A 20,732-nucleotide genomic window follows, 5' to 3' on the forward strand; every position below is an offset into this window, starting at 1 on the left:
TTCAATAGCCGCCGGAAGTTCTGCCCGATGACCCGGTACCGGCACTAAAAGAGCTTTTGAGATATCCTAATACACCGTGCGATTCATCGCCGGGGCCGGCAGTGAAATATAGTTTACTTGACGCAACAGGATTTGTTTTAAGGAAATCAAGTGCCCAAAGGCCCTCAATAGAAACGGGCTTTCCATCCTTTTGCAGCTGACCTTTGTAATTTCCGTTTACATCAAAGATGTTGATCTTACCATCGCCAAAGTTACCCACCAGGATCGTCTCTGTCGCGGCGGCAAACCCGGCGGGGGCACGGGTTATACCCCAGGGCGAATTTAGTGCCCCTTGCGAAGCGAAACGCCTGACAAATGTGCCATCTGGTTTGAATATATTTACATAACCATTTCCCGGAGCTGCGTCGTCATCCTCATTATCGGGGCCTTTCAGCTTGGCATAGGTCACATACAACATTCCCCCGATGTTCTGGATGTTGAATGGCGCAAAGCCCGCAGGGAGATTGGGGTCCTTAAACGAATTAGCGGGAACATAGTTAAAGTCCTTATCGATTACATCGATCTTCCCGCCTTTAAAATTGGCGGCGTACAGGTAATTAATATTATTCACACTACCCATGGCCAGGCCCTTGTAAACGCCACCGGCGGCGCCGAGAACGGGAACCGCCTCATTGCCGGCCGTCCACGCTGTGATAACGCCGTCTTCGCCTGCGAAAATGAACTTGCTGCCGCTAAAGTCGGCCGTGCTGTTAAACACAATACCTGTCGGAGACCCCGATTGCGGAATGTTTACAGGCGGCCTTAATGTCGAACCGGTACTGTCATAAACCGTGCTAACCGACTTATGGTTCGATGAAACCCAGATAATCCCGTTTGGATTAGCCGCCAGCCCCCACGCGTTTACAAGATTGGTATCAGTTTTAGCGGCATTTGCGCCCGTAAAATCGGCTACAAGGTTAGTTTGAGTGATGTTATAGACAGGACCGGTTGACGTTGTGTTGTGCTCTTTCTTACACGAATAGATGCTGGATGCAACAGCTGCTGTAAGCAGCATTAAATTGGTAACGATTCTTCTTTTCATAGATTATACTATTTCTTTATAAAATTGTTTATGTTCAGTTTACTGTGTAATTCCTTTAGTTCCCGGTATTCCGGCAATCTCCCTAACCAGGAGGAAACTCTTCGGGCAAAAAAAGGACTCAGAGGGTAGCCGTTTAAAATATTTACACGAAGGGGTGATTATTCTTGACAAACACTAATTCCCGATCAGACGCCCTGCAGCTCCGGCTGTTTAGCTTTGAACCCGTGCTGATAATACCATTCGAGAAGATAAACCCCGTCAGACCAGGTTAGCTTACCATCGGCAGCGACCTGGGCAACCATAATAGACAAATTATGCAGAAACGCGCTTTGTATGTTGGAATCAAGTCCCTGCAACACCTTAATGGCACATGCGGTAATAGCAGCGGGATCAGTTAAGCCCGCACAATCATCGGCCAGCTTCATTTCGGTCAGAATGCCGGGAATCTTATCGCGCAGCCAATTTTTAATTTCATTGTCAATATCGGAGGGTATGATAGCAGTCAGCACGTCGGCTACAGGCGAATTCACAAACTTCTTAATGTTCTCGGTGACTTCAACGCCAATATGTATGGCTTTTTTAAGCTCGTCGGGCATTTCTTCAAACAAGCTTTTAATACCCTGCCAGATCTTTGATAAAAATGAAAATAGACTCATAATAAATGGTTTTTATAGGTAAATAATTAAATAGTTCATGTAAATTCCGGGATCGCTGCGCAGGCAATGCTGTAACGAAGGTCGGCTACGCTTACCTGGTTATATGCGCTTTTCTTGCCAATTTCCAAAATTCGCCAGCCAAACTGAACCGTCATATGTAAATGCATCGTCAAACGCAAGCCATCCGGCGCTTTGATTACCGGCCTGATTGTTCTGCCAGTAGTGTGCAAGATGGTCTTCGCAATCTTTGCGTTCACGCTCAAACCATGCGGGTGCGCCAGTTAATGTCTTATCTATATTCATTTAATTTCTTGCTTATTGGTTAAGCTGTCGCTAAACAAATCAAAAAATGACCTGTGCCGAATTATTTTACACCAACCACGGCGAAACCGTGATGAAAATGCGGATACACGACAGGCGGTACTGCTTAAAACCCAACAATGGCAGCTGGAGTAAATACAAAAGCCAGCCCGGCCGGGCTGGCTTATTCAGGCCTGTTACGTTTAGGCCCTACACTACTTTTGCTTCTTTACGCAATGGTATAATGAACAATCAGCACTATGTTTTTTAATGTAGCGCCGGTTAACCTCGCATTTTTAACCGGGTTCGAAATCACCCAGGTGCCCGGATCATTGTTATAACTCATGGTAATCCCTAGGTTTTGTCCGTAGGCCGAGGCTGTAAGGCTGATGGTTGCCGGAGCGCTTGGTGCAGGCGTAACTACCAGTCCGTTTATGGGTGGCGAGCCCGCGCCGTTATCTGCCAGTAACTCTATCGACTTTATTTTAATGTTGAAGTTCTGTGCAAACAGCGGGAACCTGGTTTTATCAAGGTTTACGGTGAGCACCTGATCGTCAGTGGGGTTAACCGGGTTCAGGAAGCGGTACCACTCGGTAGGCAGGTCGTTCTTGGCGCTGAAAACGCGCATCAGGCCGCTGTCTCTGGTCGAAACCAGCATTTGGTTAATTTTAGTCCGCAGGCTGGTCTTTGCGCTCGTTTTCAACGGATCGCCGGCATCGCGTGCCGTATATTTCAAATGCATGATCACATCGGAAATGGAGTCGAAATCTATTTGCCTGAACGTATCGAACGACGGCAGTTCCAGATGCCACAAGCTTATAGCACCCGCGCCCTCAAACGGCAGGTAGCGCTCGTCCCTGAAATTCAGTTCAAACAAACCGCTGTCGTTTTGTGCCGAGCTGGTTGAAATTGACTGTAATGCACCTACCGAATCCCTGAAACGCGGATCATCTGTTGGTACCGGTGATGAGCCGGTGGTCATTTTGCGGCCATATTGAGCGGGATCGGCTGGGGCAAGCGGGCTGATGCGCATCGAATTATTGGTCATGGTTAGCGTGGCGCTTACGGTAGTATATGGGCCTGCGATACAAGGAATAGTGAGCGATACCGATTTAATGCGGCGCAGGTAATGGCCGGGGTAATCTATATCAAACAATTCTTCGGGCAGGTTAATCCAGCAATCGCCGTTTGTTTTCAGCTTATACAAGGCGACAGGGTCAAGCTGCGACAGGGAAATGGATTTTGTCAATTCCTGTTCACGTTTGTTCTGATCCAGGTATGCTACTTCCATAGCTTTGATGTAGAAGAATAATTGCTCGCCCGAGGTTAAGCCTTTTTTCAGGCTATCCCAGTAACCGAAATTGATGTAGGCAGAATCTTCAAGCCCCAATTCGTAGCGGAAACATTGCTCGGCTTGTTTAGCTACTTTGTAAGCCAGCTGGTAGCTCTTAAAGTAGGTATTTGAAACCTGGGTTATCATGAAGTTATACAGCTCCTGGTTGGTGTATTTGCTGGCCAGGAAATCGGCGGCCTCTTTCGATTGGTCGACCTGCAATTGCTGGTTATCTGCATCTGTTTGTGCAATTTCCAAGCGCAACTGGGCATTGGCAATTTGCTTGTCGAACTGCTCCAAATCTTTGTTAGCCAGGTCGAGTTGGAACTGCCACTCTTGCCTGCGGCGTTCATAGCCGGCCGTGGTATTTGTTATTGCAGCTGCTTTATCAAAGCCTGTCGCTATTGTTCCCAGGTGCCTTGCAACGTTTTCAAGAGATGCACCCACTTTGCTGCCACCTTCTTTTATAAGTTCGATTGGCCCGCCGCTAACGGCCTCCATTGCCCCAAACCAACCGTCTGGTTCTGCGTGTGCAACTGCCGCCCCTATGTATGTACCCTCAATTGCCAGATCTAATGCGATAGAGGTACCTCCAAGCGTCAACGATGCGATTTCCCATCCATTTAAACCTGCACTTATTAAACCTGTGTAATAATCTTTGCGCACGGTAGTCTCCTCCTTTTGTTTGATAAGAAGGTCGACAGTTGCCTGCGCATCTTCAATTTGCTTTTTCTTTAACAAGGCTATGGCTGTCTGCAACTTAGTTTCCTGACTGGCGCGTAATACCGACAAAGCTTCAGCGTCTTTCTTTTCGAGTACAGAAAGCAGTAGTGCTCCTAACGATTTCACTTCTGTGGTTAACTCAGTAGCTTTTTGTGCCAACACGGTAAACCGGTAAAGTGGTAATGGTGAGTTCAGGTCGTTCAGAACGCTTCCAAGGTCAAGGCCTGCCGCAGTCGCCCTCACCAACAAAGCTGGATTAATAACCGGTGAGAACAACGCCAACGGAGCAAGTGTACCGTTAATATTCAGGCAATGCCTTATCTTGAACAGTCTGTCGGTAACTACATCCCAATAACCTGTCGGTCCGGTAAGGTTCTCATTTATCGGCAAACAGAAATACTGCGTTTGCAGCGTATTCAAATCCGGACCCGGTGTAATTCCGGTATAACCAGTGATGGCCTGAAAAGGCATCAGATTTTCCACGTCGACAATTGCGTCCGAAAGGGAATCCAGTTTCTGCTCCAGTTGTGAATAGTTTTTAATCGGCTTAACAACAGGCGAAGGTAGTTCCTGGGGTTTTGGGCCCAGTATTTCAGCCGCAAGAATATACAATTGCGTTGCCTGGTTAACCGACTCCATGGTATCCTGCGTGAAAAGGTGGTCGCCATAACGTATCAAATGGCCGATGTATTTCATCACAGCGACCTTCTGGTAAGCTACAGTGCGGTATTGCGCAATAAAATGCGGCTGGAATGGGTTGTTTCTCCAATCAGCAACATTATTTATCAACGTATTTTGGAAACTGCCAACCCCCTGAAGTATTTGATCTATACGCTCAGCCAGATAATCGTCGTTAGTTGTTTCAAAGAATGGTTTGGTATTCCAGAACTTATTTGGCGCGGCATTGTCCGAAGTATCCAGCGGATTAAAAATGTACCGGTACCAACGGTCTGCATCGTCAAATTGCTGATTTTGGCTCAAGCGTTCCGCAATCATCAATGGTACGTGGTAAAACAATTCCCAGTTATACAAACCATAACCCGCTTGGGGACTAAAGTCAACATCCTCGCGCGGCGCGGTGCCCGGCACTACCGGTGCATATTGAAACTTACTGCGTAATGTCGTATCCAGAACACCCGCCACAAAATCTGGATAAAAAGAAGCAAAATCAAATTGCCCGGTCCTGTTATCATAAGTTACGTCACCAAGCAACTGTGTGTTTCTATCCATTAAACCGTCAATCCCATCGTTAAATAAAGTTTTTAAAAAGGAGGGGATAAAAGGATGATAATGATTAATGTATTGATACTTTTTATCATTTAGGCCGAAACCAGCTATACCTCCTGTGCTTCGGGGATTTTCGTTAATTGCAACCGTATATTTCGTAATCAAGTCCTGATATTGCGAATTACCACTATTATCAGGCCCCGCAAATTTGCTTAAAACGAGGTACGTGTGCTGGCTATCCTGGTAGAAAAACGGGAGATATCCGCTAAGGGTTGCCCAAGGTGTTTTAAATGCTGGTGTTATAGATATGAGGGTTTCAAATCGTGATATCCTATCCTCCTGAAAGCTCTTTACAAACTGGTAAGCGCCCCTATTTTTATCAAGCATTGTAATATCGGGCAGGGTTTGCTGTTGAATGGAGCTTATAGCAACAAAGCTCATAGAGCTGAGCTTCATTTGCGTTGGTCCGTTTATTACCAAAGTAATATCACTATTAACAACATCAATATTGACAGGTAAGTTTATTTTAACCGGGCTGCCGTTAATATCTATCTGAAAATTACCGAGATTATCAAATATCGATTCATCCGGTACGCCCACAGCAGGCGGAGGCTTAGGTCCTGTAAAATAACTGAAGTTTATGATCAGATCGCCGTTAACAGCAGTGGCATCCCATGCTTTATCGAAAACCTGCAAACTAACCGTCGTATTTACAGTATAATCCCATTTTGTCAAATCGGCACCAAATAGCAAGAAACTTTCAAGGTTCGGATATTTGCCAGAATCTACTATAATATTTCCCGTGTTGTCATTTCTGGAAATCTTTTTGGCAGACCATTTACCATTGCTATATACGCTGTAAGCTAATTGTATTACCCACTGTGGCGGTAGCTGAGCAGTATTTGTGTTTGCCGGATTTGCCCTTTGTTTAAATACTCCCCAGAATAAATATAGCCGGCTATTGTAAACCACCGGAAGAATATGATCGCCGTCAATACCAATCGGTATTTTTTCCCATGGTGTCCATCTTCTCTCTTCGATAAATTTCCTGAAGTAATACGTTTTTGGATCTCCGCCATGGGTACGACCGATGACGTACAACGTTTTGGATGGATCATCATACCAGGTGCCCTTAATTTCAAGCCGTGCTACTTCCAGCACTTTATGCAAATAAGTGCCGAATGCATCTTCCGCGTTTTCCGCCGTTACCTCACCCTGTAATAGGTCATTTTCGAGATCGGTGAAGAATGACGATTTAACATCAACCGGAAGCAATTCCGGCTCGATGTAATTTTCGGGCCAAAGAAATACCTTCTTATTAGCCTGCCACACCCTGAAGTTTTTCATCCACTGCCATTGCTTCCATACCGAATCGGTCGCTGTGTCAACTAATACATCCGGTTCCAATTGCATAATGCACCGTTGCACGAAAAGTTGTATCGAGTTAGTAGCCTGTACAATACGCGACGTTGGCTGACACGAGCACATTTCTACGTCTATCAGGAAATAGGCATAAATATCATTTACAGACCTAAATATGCCCTCGATATCGGTCATTAAATAAGCGATCAGGGCATTGCGCTTTTTCTCGCGCAGGGTGTCCTGTGCCTTTTTACTTACCTGCACCCAATCGGAATTCGCATATTTTGATTTAACAGCTTGCTTGATCTTTGCCGTGTCGGCAGCTAAAAGGGCGTCTTTTGTCCAGTTAAAGGCATCAGCAATAGTAATGCCCAACTGTTGCTGCATGGTAATCCGTTGGTTTAGGCGCATCAAAACCGGCACTGAATAAATATCGGCAGGCAGGCTAAGTGTTGCAATATTGCCTCCTGCTCCGATAAGTGTCGAAAGGTCGGCCTGGTTCCAGCCGGTTAACAGCGCCAGGTTGGTAACCAGGGTTGCTATCCAGGTGGTAAGGGCTGTCCCGGTGATATTAGCCTTTTTCTGTGCAACAGCATCAGCCAATATACTGTAGATTGACATAGTAGCGCCGGTAGCGACGTTTGTAACTTTAGCAGGGTAGTTCTGATCGAATTTTAACAGGTTAATGAATGCTTCGAACGCCGGGAAAGTAGTAGCAGGCGCAGTGACCGGAACTAAAGGCAGCGCTGTAATATCAAGACTGTTAATATCAGCAGCGTGCGCAACCTGGAAAGCCAATTCTGCGTCGGTTAGCTTTAATTTTGCTGCAATAAAACAGATCTTCGCCAACGATAAATACCGGTTTACCTGTACCGCATTGGTTAACGGTACCGACTTGCCAATAAAATTGGCGGCGCTGAAATCCGCATAGATGCCCGGAATAGATATCAATAGCTGCGTAACCACTTTTTTATCAACGGCAAACCAGTTGGCAATATCCTTAACCAGGGCATTTTGTTGCTGCAGTTTAATGTAAACCGGCGAAACCAGGTTTATAAAATAACTAAAGCGGCTGGCTGTATCGCCATTAATCTTAGTATTTAATACTGTAGCGATGGTGTTGGAGCCGCTAAAGAACATATTGGCCGCGCTGTTGTCGGTTTGTTGTGCTTTTGTAAAAATGGAGTTTACAGCGGCGGTATAAAGCGCTACATTGGGGTCGGTTGTTGAACCTGCAACCAGTGCAAGCAATGCTGCCTTATCGCTTGTGCTCATGTATCCAACAAGCTGAAGGCGCTTATTGTCAGTATCGTACGATAGTTGTGAGGCGATAAAATCTGGTATAACGATTTGCTTCCCGGTTGAATCAAGCGGTAAAGCGGGCAGGCCGGCTGTGATTATGGCATCATGATATACCAACCTAAGGTTGTTCAGAAAGTTGGTATTGTCTGCCAGTTTTTGTAAGTAGGCGTCATCGTCAACAGTATTCAATATGTCCGCTAATTTGCTCAGCAGCCCGCGGTCCCAGTTAAACGCGCCGTCCGACAACCATTTGGTAAGGAGTTGCCCGTTTTGATCGGGAGCAGGTTGGGTGGCTGCAACAATAGCCTGAAACTCGGTTTGCACCTGGGTGAGCGCAGCAGCGATTTGTCCGGAAGTTGGCACCAGCGCCTGGGCTGTGTTATCCTGGTGCCGAAGGATATAGTTCAGCTCATCAATGCTAAAACCTGATGATTTGAGTGCGTTGTACTTATCTATGAACAGCGTTGTAGATACCGGGTCGAGGAAAGGATTGGCATCGATCAGATTGGTCAACGTTAACAGATCAGTTATACTGAGGTCCAGTCCCTGTGCCAGTTTTGTGTAGCGAAACAATGAAGAGAAGTTTGCCCGCGATATTTTACCGGTTGTTTTTGTTAAAAGCAGATTTACATCGCTTAACGGCAACTGTAATATGGCAGCCAGTACCTGCTTGTCTGAATCCACAATAATGGTTGTACCTTCCCTGACTGTGGTGATTGAAAACCTGGTGTTTACAGGGTTGGTGATTGTGATATTTTGAAATAGTTGATTGTACAGACTACCTGGTACATCCTGCGTGGTGTCAATGTCCTGGTAAAACGCCAATATTTCCTCAACGCCCAACTGTAGTTTTTGCTGCAGGCTGGTAAGCAGCTGAATACGATAGGGAAGTTTGGTTGAAATAGCGCCGCCGCCCATTTTAGGAGCCATAATAATGGCATCCAGGTCCTGCATGCTGAAACTGGTTTTTCGCCACAGTCGTATAAAACGGTGCATGGCATCCATTTTGATCTCGTTCAGATTAATCAATCGCTGCTGATTAATGTCCGGAGCCAGCGTGTCGTGCTGAATAGCAATGTCTTTCGTGGGATTAATAAATTGCAGGCTGATCAGGCTTAGGAGTTCGTCGTAGTTGAGGCCGGTTAATGCAAGCATCACGTCAACCTCGCTCGGAAATAACTCCGTCGGCGATTTTGGGTTGTTGCTGCCATCGCCGCCCCAGTAAAAATTGAAGTGGGTCGGGTCGGCTACAAAAATCAACGTTTGTTCGGCCAGGTTAATGCCCAGGCTCGCATAACCCATTCTGAGATCCGATACGGAATTACCCACGGCGGTGTGGTCTTCCTTGCGGAAGATATCGATCAGGTTGGCTTTGCTGATGCCTAATTGCTGCAGATATAGCTCACCTTCCGTTTCGAAGAGATCGAAAGGTAAAGTAAACGGCCTTTTTGCTTTTGCTAAAAAATTGCTGTAAACATTAGTATTTACATATTCAGGCCCTGCGGCAATGGTGTCGGCATCCTGAAATGTTTGGTGTAATACCCTTACCTCGATAGTAGGGGTGGCTGCGCCCTTAATAAGACTGGCTCTTAGAGCAATCCGGGCATCCCTTATAATATAATTGTCTCTGAATGCGAAGGTACCGTCATCCAGCAGCGGGGTTGTTGTATAAGCATCAGATATCTTAGCGGCGGATGTCAGCAGCGCAGCCACGCTGGTTAGCCCGGCCGTGGTAAACTGCGCTTTAATAGCAGTTAATAATGCCGGTGCGATAATCCCCGGGCTTAGTGACGGCACCAGGTTATTTGCTAGAGTAATAACCGGGGGCGAGATATAATCTTCCATCAATTCGCAGGCAATATCGATATAAGGTACCAATGTGTTGGTATTGTCGCAATTCAGGTCAATGTCGCCCAGGTCCGGCCGGCGGCGTAACAGCACATCTTTCACTGTAGGAATAACATCACCAACGGCATCCAGCGCGCTATGGCGCTGATCCAGGAAATGTAATATGTCCGTAAGATATGCAGGTGCACCATACACCGAGTTGCACTCGTCGCATTCGCAGGCATCTGCATGTGTGAACAGTGTGTCCAGGTTCGGGATATCTGCCGACAGCCGCTCAATTGCCGCTTTGAAATTCGGAAAAGCCTTAATAGCTGATGCATCGGCCATTGATTTAAGGTTACCTGTAAGCGCCAGTGCCGAAGCATGCGTTGCGCTGGCCTGCTTAAACACCTGCGCTGCCTGGACCTGGCCTAATTTATCGCCGTACGCTTTCATAAAGTTGTTCTCGCCCATTTTATGTATCTGTTGCGCAGAATGTATGCCGTCATTAAGCAAAACAGAGGCGCTTTCGTACGAAGGAGCAAGCTTCATTACACGTTGTACGCGGCGTACATGCTCAGCCACATCAGCCTGGTCTGGCTGATCCACTGCGTTGGGGTTCTCTTTAATAAACGTACCAACCTGGTGGTTCAGCAAATCAAAACCGGGGTTATTTTGCAAAAAACGGCTTACCTTATCGCGCTGAGGCAGTTTACTGGTATCATCTTTTTGAAGACGGGCAGCAAAGGCAGCAGTGGGATAAGCACTGGTAAAGCTGGCATCAAGCCGCGCGGCATAATTGTTTAATTTGTCATCATCGGTATTACCCGGGATGGTGCTATCAGGCACGATGTTGTTTTTTTTAAGCATATCCGCCCACTCTTCGCGGGTGTAGCCTGCCAGTTGTTTAATGTCTGCTACGGTGTTGATCTTATGCGTATCGACAACGGCCCTGGTAAGCTGCGGATTATTTCCGGTCATGGCCGCTACCTGCATAGTGGCCTGCACCGCACCGGCTTTAGCCGGGTCGCTTAGTATCGTTGTCCGTTCCAGTTTCTCCCAAAACGCTGCTTCGCTGCCACTATGGTTGGCTTTTGCATCAATAAACGCCAGCAGGTCTGCTCCTTTAAGGCCGCCGATCCGTATATTCTGCAGTAAAATAGATGGCTGCCCGGTTATAGGATGCTTCTGCGCGTAAGCAACGATCTGATCACTCAGCTGTTTGCCAAGAGCCGGCATATCTGCCAGGTAATGGTAAGCTATCGTATTATTATTAATGCCTGCCTGCAATGCTCCGGTGAGTTCATCAACCGTTTTGTGCATCAGCGAGTCGAGCGTCTGAATTACCCGGGCTTCGAAATCTGAAGCTGTGCCCGCGGCTAAACCGGCCTGTGCAACGTTTGCAAAACGCAGGATGCTGTACCACGCATACGCTGCAACAGAAGTTAACGACTCAAAACGTGCAGCCATTGCCAGTTGTTCAATAACGCCTAAACTCAGCCCGGTCTTTTGGGCAATGAAGCTTAATTCTGCACCGGCAGCGGATTCCGTCATTTGCGCCAGGGGAACTTCTTCTGTAAAAGGGGTGATAAGTTCCATCAGCCGGTCAAAATCCGGTTGGCCAGCAAGCGGCCTGTTGCTTAGGTCAAAATCGGCCTGTAAATCGGCAGGGATGTCACGGATGGCCTCATTCTCTTTCAGCGGGTTACCTTGGCCATCATACACCCCAACGATAAGCGTTGCCGTTATTGGTTTTTTAAGATTATAGGCGATGGTATAACTGCCATCGGCTGCCGTAACAGCGGTGCCCAGCAGCGTTTTATCGCGCATAGTTTTGTTGTAGGCGCTGACGGTGGCGCCGGGCATGGGCTGCTGATAGATACCGCGTATAATGCCATGTATCATGTAGGTTGCATCGGTCGAAAAACCTTCGGATCCGGTGTTTGTCGTGCTTTTCATAAGTATAGATATTGATTTGATTTTAAGTTGATTAAAATTTGTTATGCTAATTGATTTAAAAAATGAGACACAGCAGTGAACTGCGTGCCAGCATCACTGCTTTTACCATAAAGGGTTCGATTCAAGCCTTATCTTCGGTAAAGAATCGATAACCGTCTATATCAGACAGCGGTTGCTTTTCTTACCATCCATTCACAATTACTTTAATTTCCAAAGTGTAATGAATGGAGGTTCAACATCACCCGGATCTCTAAAGAATGGATCTAACAACCCTGCCTTGGGAATAGATCCTGGCTCATTCCCAATGAATGCCTGGCCAAGTTTGGGGCCGATACCGGTGATCCAATCTGCAACTTTACCCGGATTTATTGCTTTAAAAAACTCAAAGCCTGCGCCTTCATGTTTTGTAAGATTTGCGATAGTAGATTCTATGACGATGTCGATGTCGCTTGTGGCTTCAGCTTCGTTCTCTGCGTAACTTCCGATAAGGTGTATAGCCTCGGGGGGCTGACCGAACTTTGCCTGGAACGTTCTTACAATCATTTGAACGGTTTCGGGTTTAATTGGGATGATGGGCTCAGCAGTCTGTGCAGCTTGCGCAACGGTAGAACCTGTCTGTGCAGCCGCGGCTGCTGCATCCGCGGCTGCCGGGATTGTTTCACCGCCATTCTCTGCAACCTGGTCTAATTTATTGATCAGTGTAGCCCCCCCGCCTGCCGCAGTAGTAGCGGTAGCCGCCGCCGAATTCGCAGCCGGCGCCAAGGTGCGCAATGCTCCCGCTATTGCAGTCCCGCCCACGGCAGCCAGCGCTGCTGCTGCATACCCCACAACAATAACATTGCCTGCAGTAGCTCCGGCCTGTTCCAATTTTTGCTGTTGCTTAAGTTCAGCCTCCTTTTGGCGCTTGTAGTCTTCATATTTTTCATGGCTATCCTGCCGGTATTTTTCTTCGGCCCCAGGATGATCATCATACCATTGCCGGCGCTGTGTCAGGTTTAAATGATTGCGGTCGGCATTGTATATACGTTCGGCATCGGCGTTCCACTGCTCCTCCGTTTTAAGGTCGCTAAGTCCCAGCCTGGTTTGATTCTCAATGCTTTCAGGTGTATACCCATGAATATTAATAACTTCGCCTTCGGGTACCTCGTATCCGTCAATAATATCGCCTGCTTTTACATCGTCACGGGGAGAGGTACCCGCAGCATCCGACTTATTTACGGGGTTACCCGCGGCATATTCATATAGATTCAGGCCGCCCTGTACACCGATGGGGTCGGCGCTGAGCCATCTTCCCAGCCAGGGCAGGTAGTAGCGCGCCGTGTGGTATTGCAAACCCGTTTCGTCGTCGCGCTCCATGCCCGTATACCGGTATCGTTTGGCGGCTGCTCTGATATCGGCATTCACAGCCTGATAAGCGGTGCTGCCGTATGGATAATATTCTTCGTAGGAGATGATAACACCCTTACTATCGGCTTCAAGGGAGGCCGACCCAATTTGATTGCTGTACTGGTAACGTATCAGTTGCTCATTTGCCGCAGTTCCTTGCTTAATGGTCTTTGTCTCTACTATTGCAGCACCAGGCACATGCAGGGTTTCGGTTTCTTCCTGCACCTTGCCCGTGCTGTCCATCTTCCGGTAAAGTTCGAATGCGCCGAGATAACTTCGGATTTCTTTGGTGCCGTCCAAACGCTCGATCACCTTCCTGACGCGCCGGCCGCCGGAATACACATAATAGGCTTTCCCTCCACCACCCAGATCGGCTGCCTGCAGCTCGTCTTTCGGGTTCCATGAGAGACCGTTCAGCTGTGCTATATTCTTTAGGTTACCATGCTCGTCGTATTGGTAGCTTTGGGTCGTGCTGCCAACCGTTTCGGTTGTAAGGCGATTAGACTTATCTTCGTAGCTATATGTCCGCGTCCAGCTGCCGGAGCCGGCATTATGGATCATCTTCAAAATATTGCCCGCGGCATCGTACTGGTAACTTTCCGTGTAGTTGCGCATGGCCGTACCATCCCCGGGCTGGGGCAGATTACACCGCCAGGGGTCATTTGGCGCTGTTGGCAGGTTCTGCCCGATATGCTCGCGGCCTGCGGCGCTGATGAGCCGGTAAATGGCGTCGTAGGTAAAGTCGTTCGACGGGCTTACCACGCTATTGTTAAAATATACCGTCTGCTGCGCTTCGTCTTTTATTGTTGTAATATTGCCCACCGGGTCGTATGTATAGCTCAATTTTTGCAACAGGTCGGCGCCATTGCTGCCCGTTGTAATCAATTGCGCCAAGCGTTTGGTCAACGGGTCATATTTATAGACTGTTTTGGTATTATTTCCGTAGATAATGCTTTCGCGCCGTCCTTTTACATCGTAGTTGATATCTTTAATAAAGTTGGTTTTTGAGCTTGCGCCGCGCAGCATAACGTCTACGCTATCGACAGCATTGGCTTCGTTATATGTGGGCAGATAAATGCTTTTATCGGGTGATATGAGATTAACAGCCCTGTTCAGCGCATCGAATGTGGATGAAGATGTGAAAACCTGGCTGTCAAGCGCCGGGTTACTGTTCCAATCGATTATGTTTTTATAGTCTGTACAAAGCTGAATGGTGGATTGCAGCAGGTTATTTTTGAAATCGTAAGAAAGGTTGGTGGAAATACCGCCCCCTGTAAATTGTTGGTAGATTTTACCGCGGAGATTGTGTTCCTTATCGTTTGATTGGCCCTCTCCGTAAGTAGTTTTGTCGGTACTTATCTCAGGAGCAGCACCTGCTTTTATCAATATCTGCAACGGCCTGTGCAGATTATCATAGATATATCTCAATACGTTGCCTTTGTCATCAAACCCACGCAAAGGCTTTCCCACAACATCTGTAATGTTCCAGCGTTGTCCGGCTTCTGCAGTCTGGCTGTATAAAGGTATGCCAAGCATGCTGTATTTCGACCGGATTACCACATTGCCACGCGCATCAGTTACACTGAGCGCCTGGCCTGTTATATTCAACCCGGTAAAAAATTTGAATTTTATCCCGGCGCCATTGTCGGCCACTGCCATAAATGTTCTTCCCAAACTATCCAGGTAGCTGATACCCGGCGTACCGGCATGTGCAGCAGCTTTATTAGCGGCAGCAATTTCCTCCGGTGTAGCTATGCCGCTTAACGGTGCCGTGACACGGTCGGCATACCATTGCGAATCCAATACGGTGTCATTTTGGTCGTAGGCCAAAGACTTCCAGGCGTCAAATTCAACTTTACTGAATGTGCCGTTGGGAAAATCAGTCTTTATAACCCTGCCCGCGCTGTCATAGGTAATAATGGGTGTTACCCCGCGTTCTACCAACTCGCTGCTGTCCTCGAACGCAAACGTGGTACTGAAATAGGGTTCGTATTGTTTTACAGGGTTACCCTTGTTGTTGAGGATAGTGCGGCCGTTGCCAATCCATCTTATATCAGGCGTGGTATCAACTTCGGTTACTGTGCCATCGGGATTTTCCTGCAGGGCTATGCCCGGTTCGGCTTGTTTCTTCTGCATGATCACCGCTCCGCTGCCAGAAGCATAATCATAGCTGGTATAAGCTACCGGCGCCTGCCCGTCTTTCAGGTCGTAAAAGTGGGTGTCAAGTACCGTGGTCTTTGTGAAATTTGGCTTGCCGGTGTTTTGATAATTCAACAAATCATATTCAAATGAGGCGCCGGGCTTATCTTTCGCCGAGGTTTCTACCGAAGCGGTGTCCATCAGGTCGCCTTTCTGTTCCGTGGACTTGCCCATTATAAAGGCGCTGGTCACTACTCCCAACTCGTCCGTCCTTATCCCCGAACGGTTATCGTTTGCATCCGCTACCAGGTAAGGCGACAGCGTGCGGTAGTTAAAACCCTGTACGCTGCTGGTATTGCCCAGGGCATCCGCCGTTTGTTGCACAAACAGCCGGTAGTTACGGTCGTAAACCACATTGTTGCTAAAGCCAAACGGATCGGTAAAAACAGTCGCCTGGTAGAAATTTGCCGGGTCTAAAGTGCTGGTGCCGCTGCCAATCCAGTAATTGCCATCGTTAAAGTGGATGTATTTCCCTTCATTCAGCAGCAGATCATCCGTTACCTTCCCGCCGAATATATGATCCCGCAACCCCGGTGTTAGCGCCAGTTTGTACGATTGGTAAGCTATCCCCAGTGATTCGGTGAGACCCTCTGCCAGCGGCCCGCTCAGATCATTTTTTAAAAAAAGTGTCTTCGACTGCGAAAGCATGCGTTTTTCAACCGTACCTGTTGTCGGCTGCGCCTCGTAAGCGATGGCTGCTGCTGTGTTAAAAAAGTTTTTAATCTCGGTGATGGCATAATAGTCGCCTGCAACAGGCGCCGTGCCCGTAAGTTCCCAGGTACTGTTCTCGTACGAAATTGGGAGCCGGTAAGCATCCGGTGTCACAATGGCATTGGTAAAGCTGGTTTCCGAGATCACCACATGTGTTTTGCTTTGTTCATTTTGCTCTGCAGGCAGGAGGTCCGGATCGGAAGTCTTTCTGCCATAACTGATCACCGCCGATTTCAGTACATTACCATAGGTATCAGTCTCCAGCGTTATACTATGCGCTATCCTCGGGTCTGCAGGGTTACGCTCGTAGGCATAAGCCAGCGACTCGCTTTGCTGCACCTGCCATACCGAGTACAGGTTCTGCTGCCTGGGTTGTACCAGTTGAATCAGGCAGCTCGTGTTGGTGGCCGTGTAAGGAATGTTTTGTTTGTCCGTTCCGTCAAGCGTATATACTTCGGACCGTAAGGGGATTCCCTTGCAGGCACGTAGCGCCTCCCGCCATTCATTCGTGGTGAGGTTTTCCGGCAGCGGCGGGTCGGCCAGCTGCTTTTCCGGTATTATATTATTTTTATAATATTCGTGTGCAAACTGATCCAGGATCTTTTCATTGTCAAGGAAGGCGCCTGTATGGAACCATGTTTTAGTTAACGCCGGAGGCTGATGAAAGCCTTCGTCTGCTATTTGTATTTTACCAGCCGGGTCGGCATGTTTTTTAAAATTGTCAAAATCCTCGGTGTCTGTTTGGTCAACGCGGCCGAAACCCCGGAATTCCCGTTCGGCGTGGTCATAGTACCCATGATGATAGCTGTACTGACTGGTCAAACGGGTCTTGGCTACCTGGTCCAGTACTACAACTTCACTGACGCATTGCACGGGGAAAGGCAACCTGGTTACCCAGGGTGTGCCTGCTTTCTTATCCTGCAGGTAGTAGTACGTAGAGGGTTGATAGGTAATATGTGTCTCGGCCCCCATGTTGTTCTTGCTCCCTGCCATCAGGTAGGGTTTGTTCCCGCCCATCAGGTCGATATATTGTAAAGTACTCCTGCCATACTGCGGCAACGGCGATGACCAAACAATACAGCCTGTGCCATTGCCAAGCAGGTCGATCACGGAGACAGTGGCCTGATCATCCATCTTAAGAAATGGTATCGGATTAATGCTGCCGGCAGGACCCTGTTCGCTCCAGCTGTTGCCCGACTGGTTGAAGTAAACTTTGAACGTGTTATGCCCGAAGTAAACGATGCTGGTATTACCTGAACCGTCTATATCGGCTAATTTTAAATAGCGGGGATTGAAATTTTCCGGCGTATCAAACACCGGCGCATTATTCATGGCTACCTTTGCCCCGAACCTGCCGTAACCCAGGTTGGGCCAGTATACTACTTCCCCGTTACGGATCCGGACAATGTCCGTCAGCCCGTCGCCGCTCATATCGGCCAGCGCGATGCTTTGGGTCGCTGTGTCATAGATAGTTACCGGTCCCTTTTCGTCGTCAAATGATTTCGCTGTTCTTTTGTTAGTGTCAAAGCCCTCTTTACCCCGCGAGGCAAACCAGGTAAATACCTGCTCTTCATCTATCAGCATGTCTGCTTTGCCATCCCCGTTCAGGTCCAGGAACTTCAGGTTCGGGTCTCTCAGGTCGATGTTGGGCACCTGGCTGAAATTCCGGAAAGGGAGCCATTCCTGGTCGTCCGTAAGTTCGTAGTAGCCTTCCAGGTCCCGGCTTACCAAATACTGCTGCCCGTTCGCCTCAATATCCCGGAATTGTACGCTGCCCGCATTCAGGCCGGTAAGTGTTGGTTTTGAGGCTATCAGCTGCAGCCCGTCAAAGTTACCGTTGCCGCTGTTGGCCTTATAGTACAGGTTCCCGGCCTGCTCGGTAATTATTCCGGGTATGCCCTCATTAAACAGGTCCAGCCACTGGTAGGTGTCATCGATACCCGTGGGCAGGTTCTCGGCGCTTGCTGCCGGCAGTGTCTTTACCGTTGTATCCCAGCCGGGCTGCCGGTACGTATATTCCACAGGCGGAAGCGATTTCTGTGAGTAGCTGCCATCGGTCTTGCGGATATAGCCTGTCTGGGTGGCTGATGACAAAAAAGTAAAAACCGGGCCTGAAGTATACACTATGTCGAGTGACTGGACAAGGCATGGCTGGGGGCCCAGCTCGGCAAACATATGATACATCAGCACCCGGCTGCAAAGGCGGCTGGTCCGTATCTCGAAACCAGCACGGTAGCTTGAGAAAGGGTCACTGCGGTAGTTCCAGTCGTTTACTTCGGCCGGCGCTGGTATTACTGAATCATGCTCCCCGTAGTCAAATACCATTTCCATCAAATACTCCTGCGCCGAAAGGAATGCTTCCCAATTGATCAGGTCGATGGCAGTAGTGCGGAAATGGGTCTTATTACAGTATTTTACCCGTTTCAGGTATGAATTGGTGAATAGCGCGTTGCCGTTAAGCCGGTTTTTTTCGTGTAACTCGGCCGGGATATTTTTTTTATCTTCCCGTTTATATTCATACTGGTAGCAGTTGCCCTTATCATCATAGCTAAACTCCGGGAGCCATTCAAAAATACGTTCCGGGGCGGCGGGGTCGGCGATCTGCGCCGATTCGCTTTTACCATAGATGGTTACTGCATTGCTGCCGGATGTGATTTTCCAGTATACGTTCCCACGCGCTTCGGTGATTTTTTCTATCCGCGCAAAGCCGCTTTCTATTCGTGGCCGGTAACGGGTTATGGATATGCCGCCGGAGGATATACAGTCTTTTGTCCAGTTACCCAGGTCATCTTTTATCAAGAGCGGCACCAGGTCGTCGGCACCTGCTAACAGGAACGTATCACTGTCTTCCGCGTCTTCATACTGGGGTAGCTGCTTGTCTGTTTTTCTGGTTATTGAACCAAGCCCCAGGCTCCATCCCAGGCCAAAGATCCCATTGCCGCCTCCGGAGTTATAATTCAGTGATAAAGCCGGTGCGAAGCCGTTTCGTGATGGGGAAAACGGTAGCCCAATACCGGCCCCCGATGTCCCGTTCACTGCATTGATGGTAAATTTCTCGTCGATCGATTTGATCGCGCCGCCCCCTTTCGGAACGCTTGGCTGGGGCACTTGCTGCGTAAAAAATGACGAAGGTGTTCCCGTTGCCGGCGGGTTACCGCTGGCCTGCTGATCGCTGTTAAAAATAGAATAGGTTTGCGTGTTTTTCATTCGTTAAATAGGTGATGAAGGGCATTTGCTGCAGCACGTCATGTCGCCATTCCGCCGCCATTGAAACCGATGGCGGCTGGAACAGATCTTGCGCAACGGCTGCAGGCCGGTACAGCCAGGCCTGATTATGATTTCTTATTAGTTTGTGATCGGGTTGTTAAAATTTTAAGACCGCTTGCGCCATTTTTCACATCTTTTTCCAATTGTGCTACGGTGTTTCTAGTCCAGTCCGGGTTATCTATATCCAAAAAATCCAGGTTCGTAAATACCAGCAGCCGGCCATTGCCATTTTTGCGCACATTATCAAGCGAGCGGTTTAAATAATCGGGGCCGTTTACGCTGAAAAATTCGTGGCCATGGTAGTTATTGATAATTTTATACCCGCGCCCGCTAAGGTTTACCATCACCTTTATGTTGAGGCCAAAACTCGCCGCATTCATTCGCATAGCTGGCGTTGGTAGTAACCTCGCTGTATATCTTATTCTGGTTGGTTAAAATTTGTACCTTTTTCATTCCTCGTCCGAATAATCCCGTTGCTCTAATAAAATATATTTGTTACCATTTTGGTCGGCAACGGTAAATTCCAATCCACAGCCGGTGTACCTTGGCATGCTTTCGCATTTTACGCCGGCCTGGCCCAATCGGTAATAGTCTCTTAAACAATCATCGGTGTTTATCGTAAGTGCCTGCTGCGGTAAATCACCCCTTTGCTGCAGTGCGATAAAAAAATTATTCCCCCATTTATTTTTTACCAGGAATCCGTGCCTGCCGGGTTTGTCCAACTCACTTAATGTCCCGTAGTTAAAAAAGCCGAGGTATTGCGTCATAAATAACAAGGCTTTTTGGGGCTCCTTAACATATACATCTGCATAGGTCAATTCTTCTGTCACCATAGTCAGGTAGTGCTTTTTAATACTCCGCAAAACTACCGGCGGTGGTAATCTGCCTGATACCCCCACGAGGGGGATTTTTCTTTCACGATGGCTTTCGGGCTGTTTGGCCAGTTTTACCGGCCGGGGATGTGCTGATCGTTTCCTGTCTTCTTGATTGAGATAGTCTTTCATAGGTGTCGCTGTTTTGGTTGAAAAAACAACAGCGCTAAAAAAACCAAATTGGCGCAGGGCGAAAACATTTTTACATGAACCCTGGTAATTTCATGATGAAACCGGAAAGGTTGAAGAAAAAAAATCAGGTTAAAATAGCGTAAAAGGAACACCTGTTCCCCATCGCTTACCAGAAAAATAATTACCTGATATCACATGCGCGTGTGATGAATAAATGGTACCAGCAGTTCGATGCGTGAAGTTTCGTTTACAAGATACGGGATGAAATAGCCACGGTTTCGAGTGCCGCATATCATCAGTCCGTTGGATAAAATATATTCAAAAATGTCTGCCACTTAAGCTTTCAAATCATCAAATGAAAAGGCAGGTAGATTATACAATCTGCCAGCCATAAC

General features: G+C 47.9%; 8 protein-coding genes. All 8 read right to left on the reverse strand.

Annotated features, from left to right (window positions below; all coding sequences use genetic code 11):
- Nucleotide 1: 1 nt before the first annotated feature.
- Nucleotides 2-1,081, reverse strand: coding sequence for a TIGR03118 family protein (locus Q3W13_RS07080; RefSeq protein ID WP_302862486.1), 1,080 nt, complete (start codon nt 1,079-1,081; stop codon nt 2-4).
- Between the two features lie 185 nt (nt 1,082-1,266).
- Nucleotides 1,267-1,737, reverse strand: a complete 471-nt coding sequence (locus tag Q3W13_RS07085) for a hypothetical protein (protein WP_302862488.1) — start codon at nt 1,735-1,737, stop codon at nt 1,267-1,269.
- A 99-nt stretch (nt 1,738-1,836) separates the two neighbouring features.
- Nucleotides 1,837-2,040 (reverse strand): hypothetical protein, encoded by a 204-nt coding sequence (locus tag Q3W13_RS07090; RefSeq protein WP_302862489.1) that lies wholly within the window; start codon nt 2,038-2,040, stop codon nt 1,837-1,839.
- Nucleotides 2,041-2,266: 226 nt separating this feature from the next.
- Nucleotides 2,267-11,770, reverse strand: coding sequence for a neuraminidase-like domain-containing protein (locus Q3W13_RS07095; protein WP_302862491.1), 9,504 nt, complete (start codon nt 11,768-11,770; stop codon nt 2,267-2,269).
- Between the two features lie 198 nt (nt 11,771-11,968).
- The gene (locus Q3W13_RS07100) at nt 11,969-19,273 is read right to left on the reverse strand and encodes a SpvB/TcaC N-terminal domain-containing protein (protein ID WP_302862492.1); all 7,305 of its coding nucleotides are present in this window, start codon (nt 19,271-19,273) and stop codon (nt 11,969-11,971) included.
- 125 nt (nt 19,274-19,398) lie between these two features.
- Nucleotides 19,399-19,677 carry a hypothetical protein gene (locus tag Q3W13_RS07105; RefSeq protein WP_302862493.1) on the reverse strand — a complete coding sequence of 93 codons (279 nt, stop codon included), beginning with the start codon at nt 19,675-19,677 and terminating at the stop codon, nt 19,399-19,401.
- On the reverse strand, nt 19,664-19,786 hold the full coding sequence (locus tag Q3W13_RS07110; protein WP_302862494.1) for a hypothetical protein: 123 nt from the start codon (nt 19,784-19,786) through the stop codon (nt 19,664-19,666). The genes Q3W13_RS07105 and Q3W13_RS07110 overlap by 14 nt, the downstream gene beginning before the upstream one ends.
- On the reverse strand, nt 19,783-20,337 hold the full coding sequence (locus Q3W13_RS07115; protein ID WP_302862495.1) for a VOC family protein: 555 nt from the start codon (nt 20,335-20,337) through the stop codon (nt 19,783-19,785). The genes Q3W13_RS07110 and Q3W13_RS07115 overlap by 4 nt, the downstream gene beginning before the upstream one ends.
- Nucleotides 20,338-20,732 lie beyond the last annotated feature (395 nt).

The organism is Mucilaginibacter sp. L3T2-6, from assembly GCF_030519355.1.
Taxonomy (GTDB): domain Bacteria; phylum Bacteroidota; class Bacteroidia; order Sphingobacteriales; family Sphingobacteriaceae; genus Mucilaginibacter.

What these genes read in the sequence shown, in the direction of transcription:
- Q3W13_RS07080 (WP_302862486.1), bottom strand. Translation starts at nt 1,081, where the DNA reads ATGAAAAGAAGAATCGTTACCAATTTAATGCTGCTTACAGCAGCTGTT.
- Q3W13_RS07085 (WP_302862488.1), bottom strand. Translation starts at nt 1,737, where the DNA reads ATGAGTCTATTTTCATTTTTATCAAAGATCTGGCAGGGTATTAAAAGC.
- Q3W13_RS07090 (WP_302862489.1), bottom strand. Translation starts at nt 2,040, where the DNA reads ATGAATATAGATAAGACATTAACTGGCGCACCCGCATGGTTTGAGCGT.
- Q3W13_RS07095 (WP_302862491.1), bottom strand. Translation starts at nt 11,770, where the DNA reads ATGAAAAGCACGACAAACACCGGATCCGAAGGTTTTTCGACCGATGCA.
- Q3W13_RS07100 (WP_302862492.1), bottom strand. Translation starts at nt 19,273, where the DNA reads ATGAAAAACACGCAAACCTATTCTATTTTTAACAGCGATCAGCAGGCC.
- Q3W13_RS07105 (WP_302862493.1), bottom strand. Translation starts at nt 19,677, where the DNA reads ATGGTAAACCTTAGCGGGCGCGGGTATAAAATTATCAATAACTACCAT.
- Q3W13_RS07110 (WP_302862494.1), bottom strand. Translation starts at nt 19,786, where the DNA reads ATGAAAAAGGTACAAATTTTAACCAACCAGAATAAGATATACAGCGAG.
- Q3W13_RS07115 (WP_302862495.1), bottom strand. Translation starts at nt 20,337, where the DNA reads ATGAAAGACTATCTCAATCAAGAAGACAGGAAACGATCAGCACATCCC.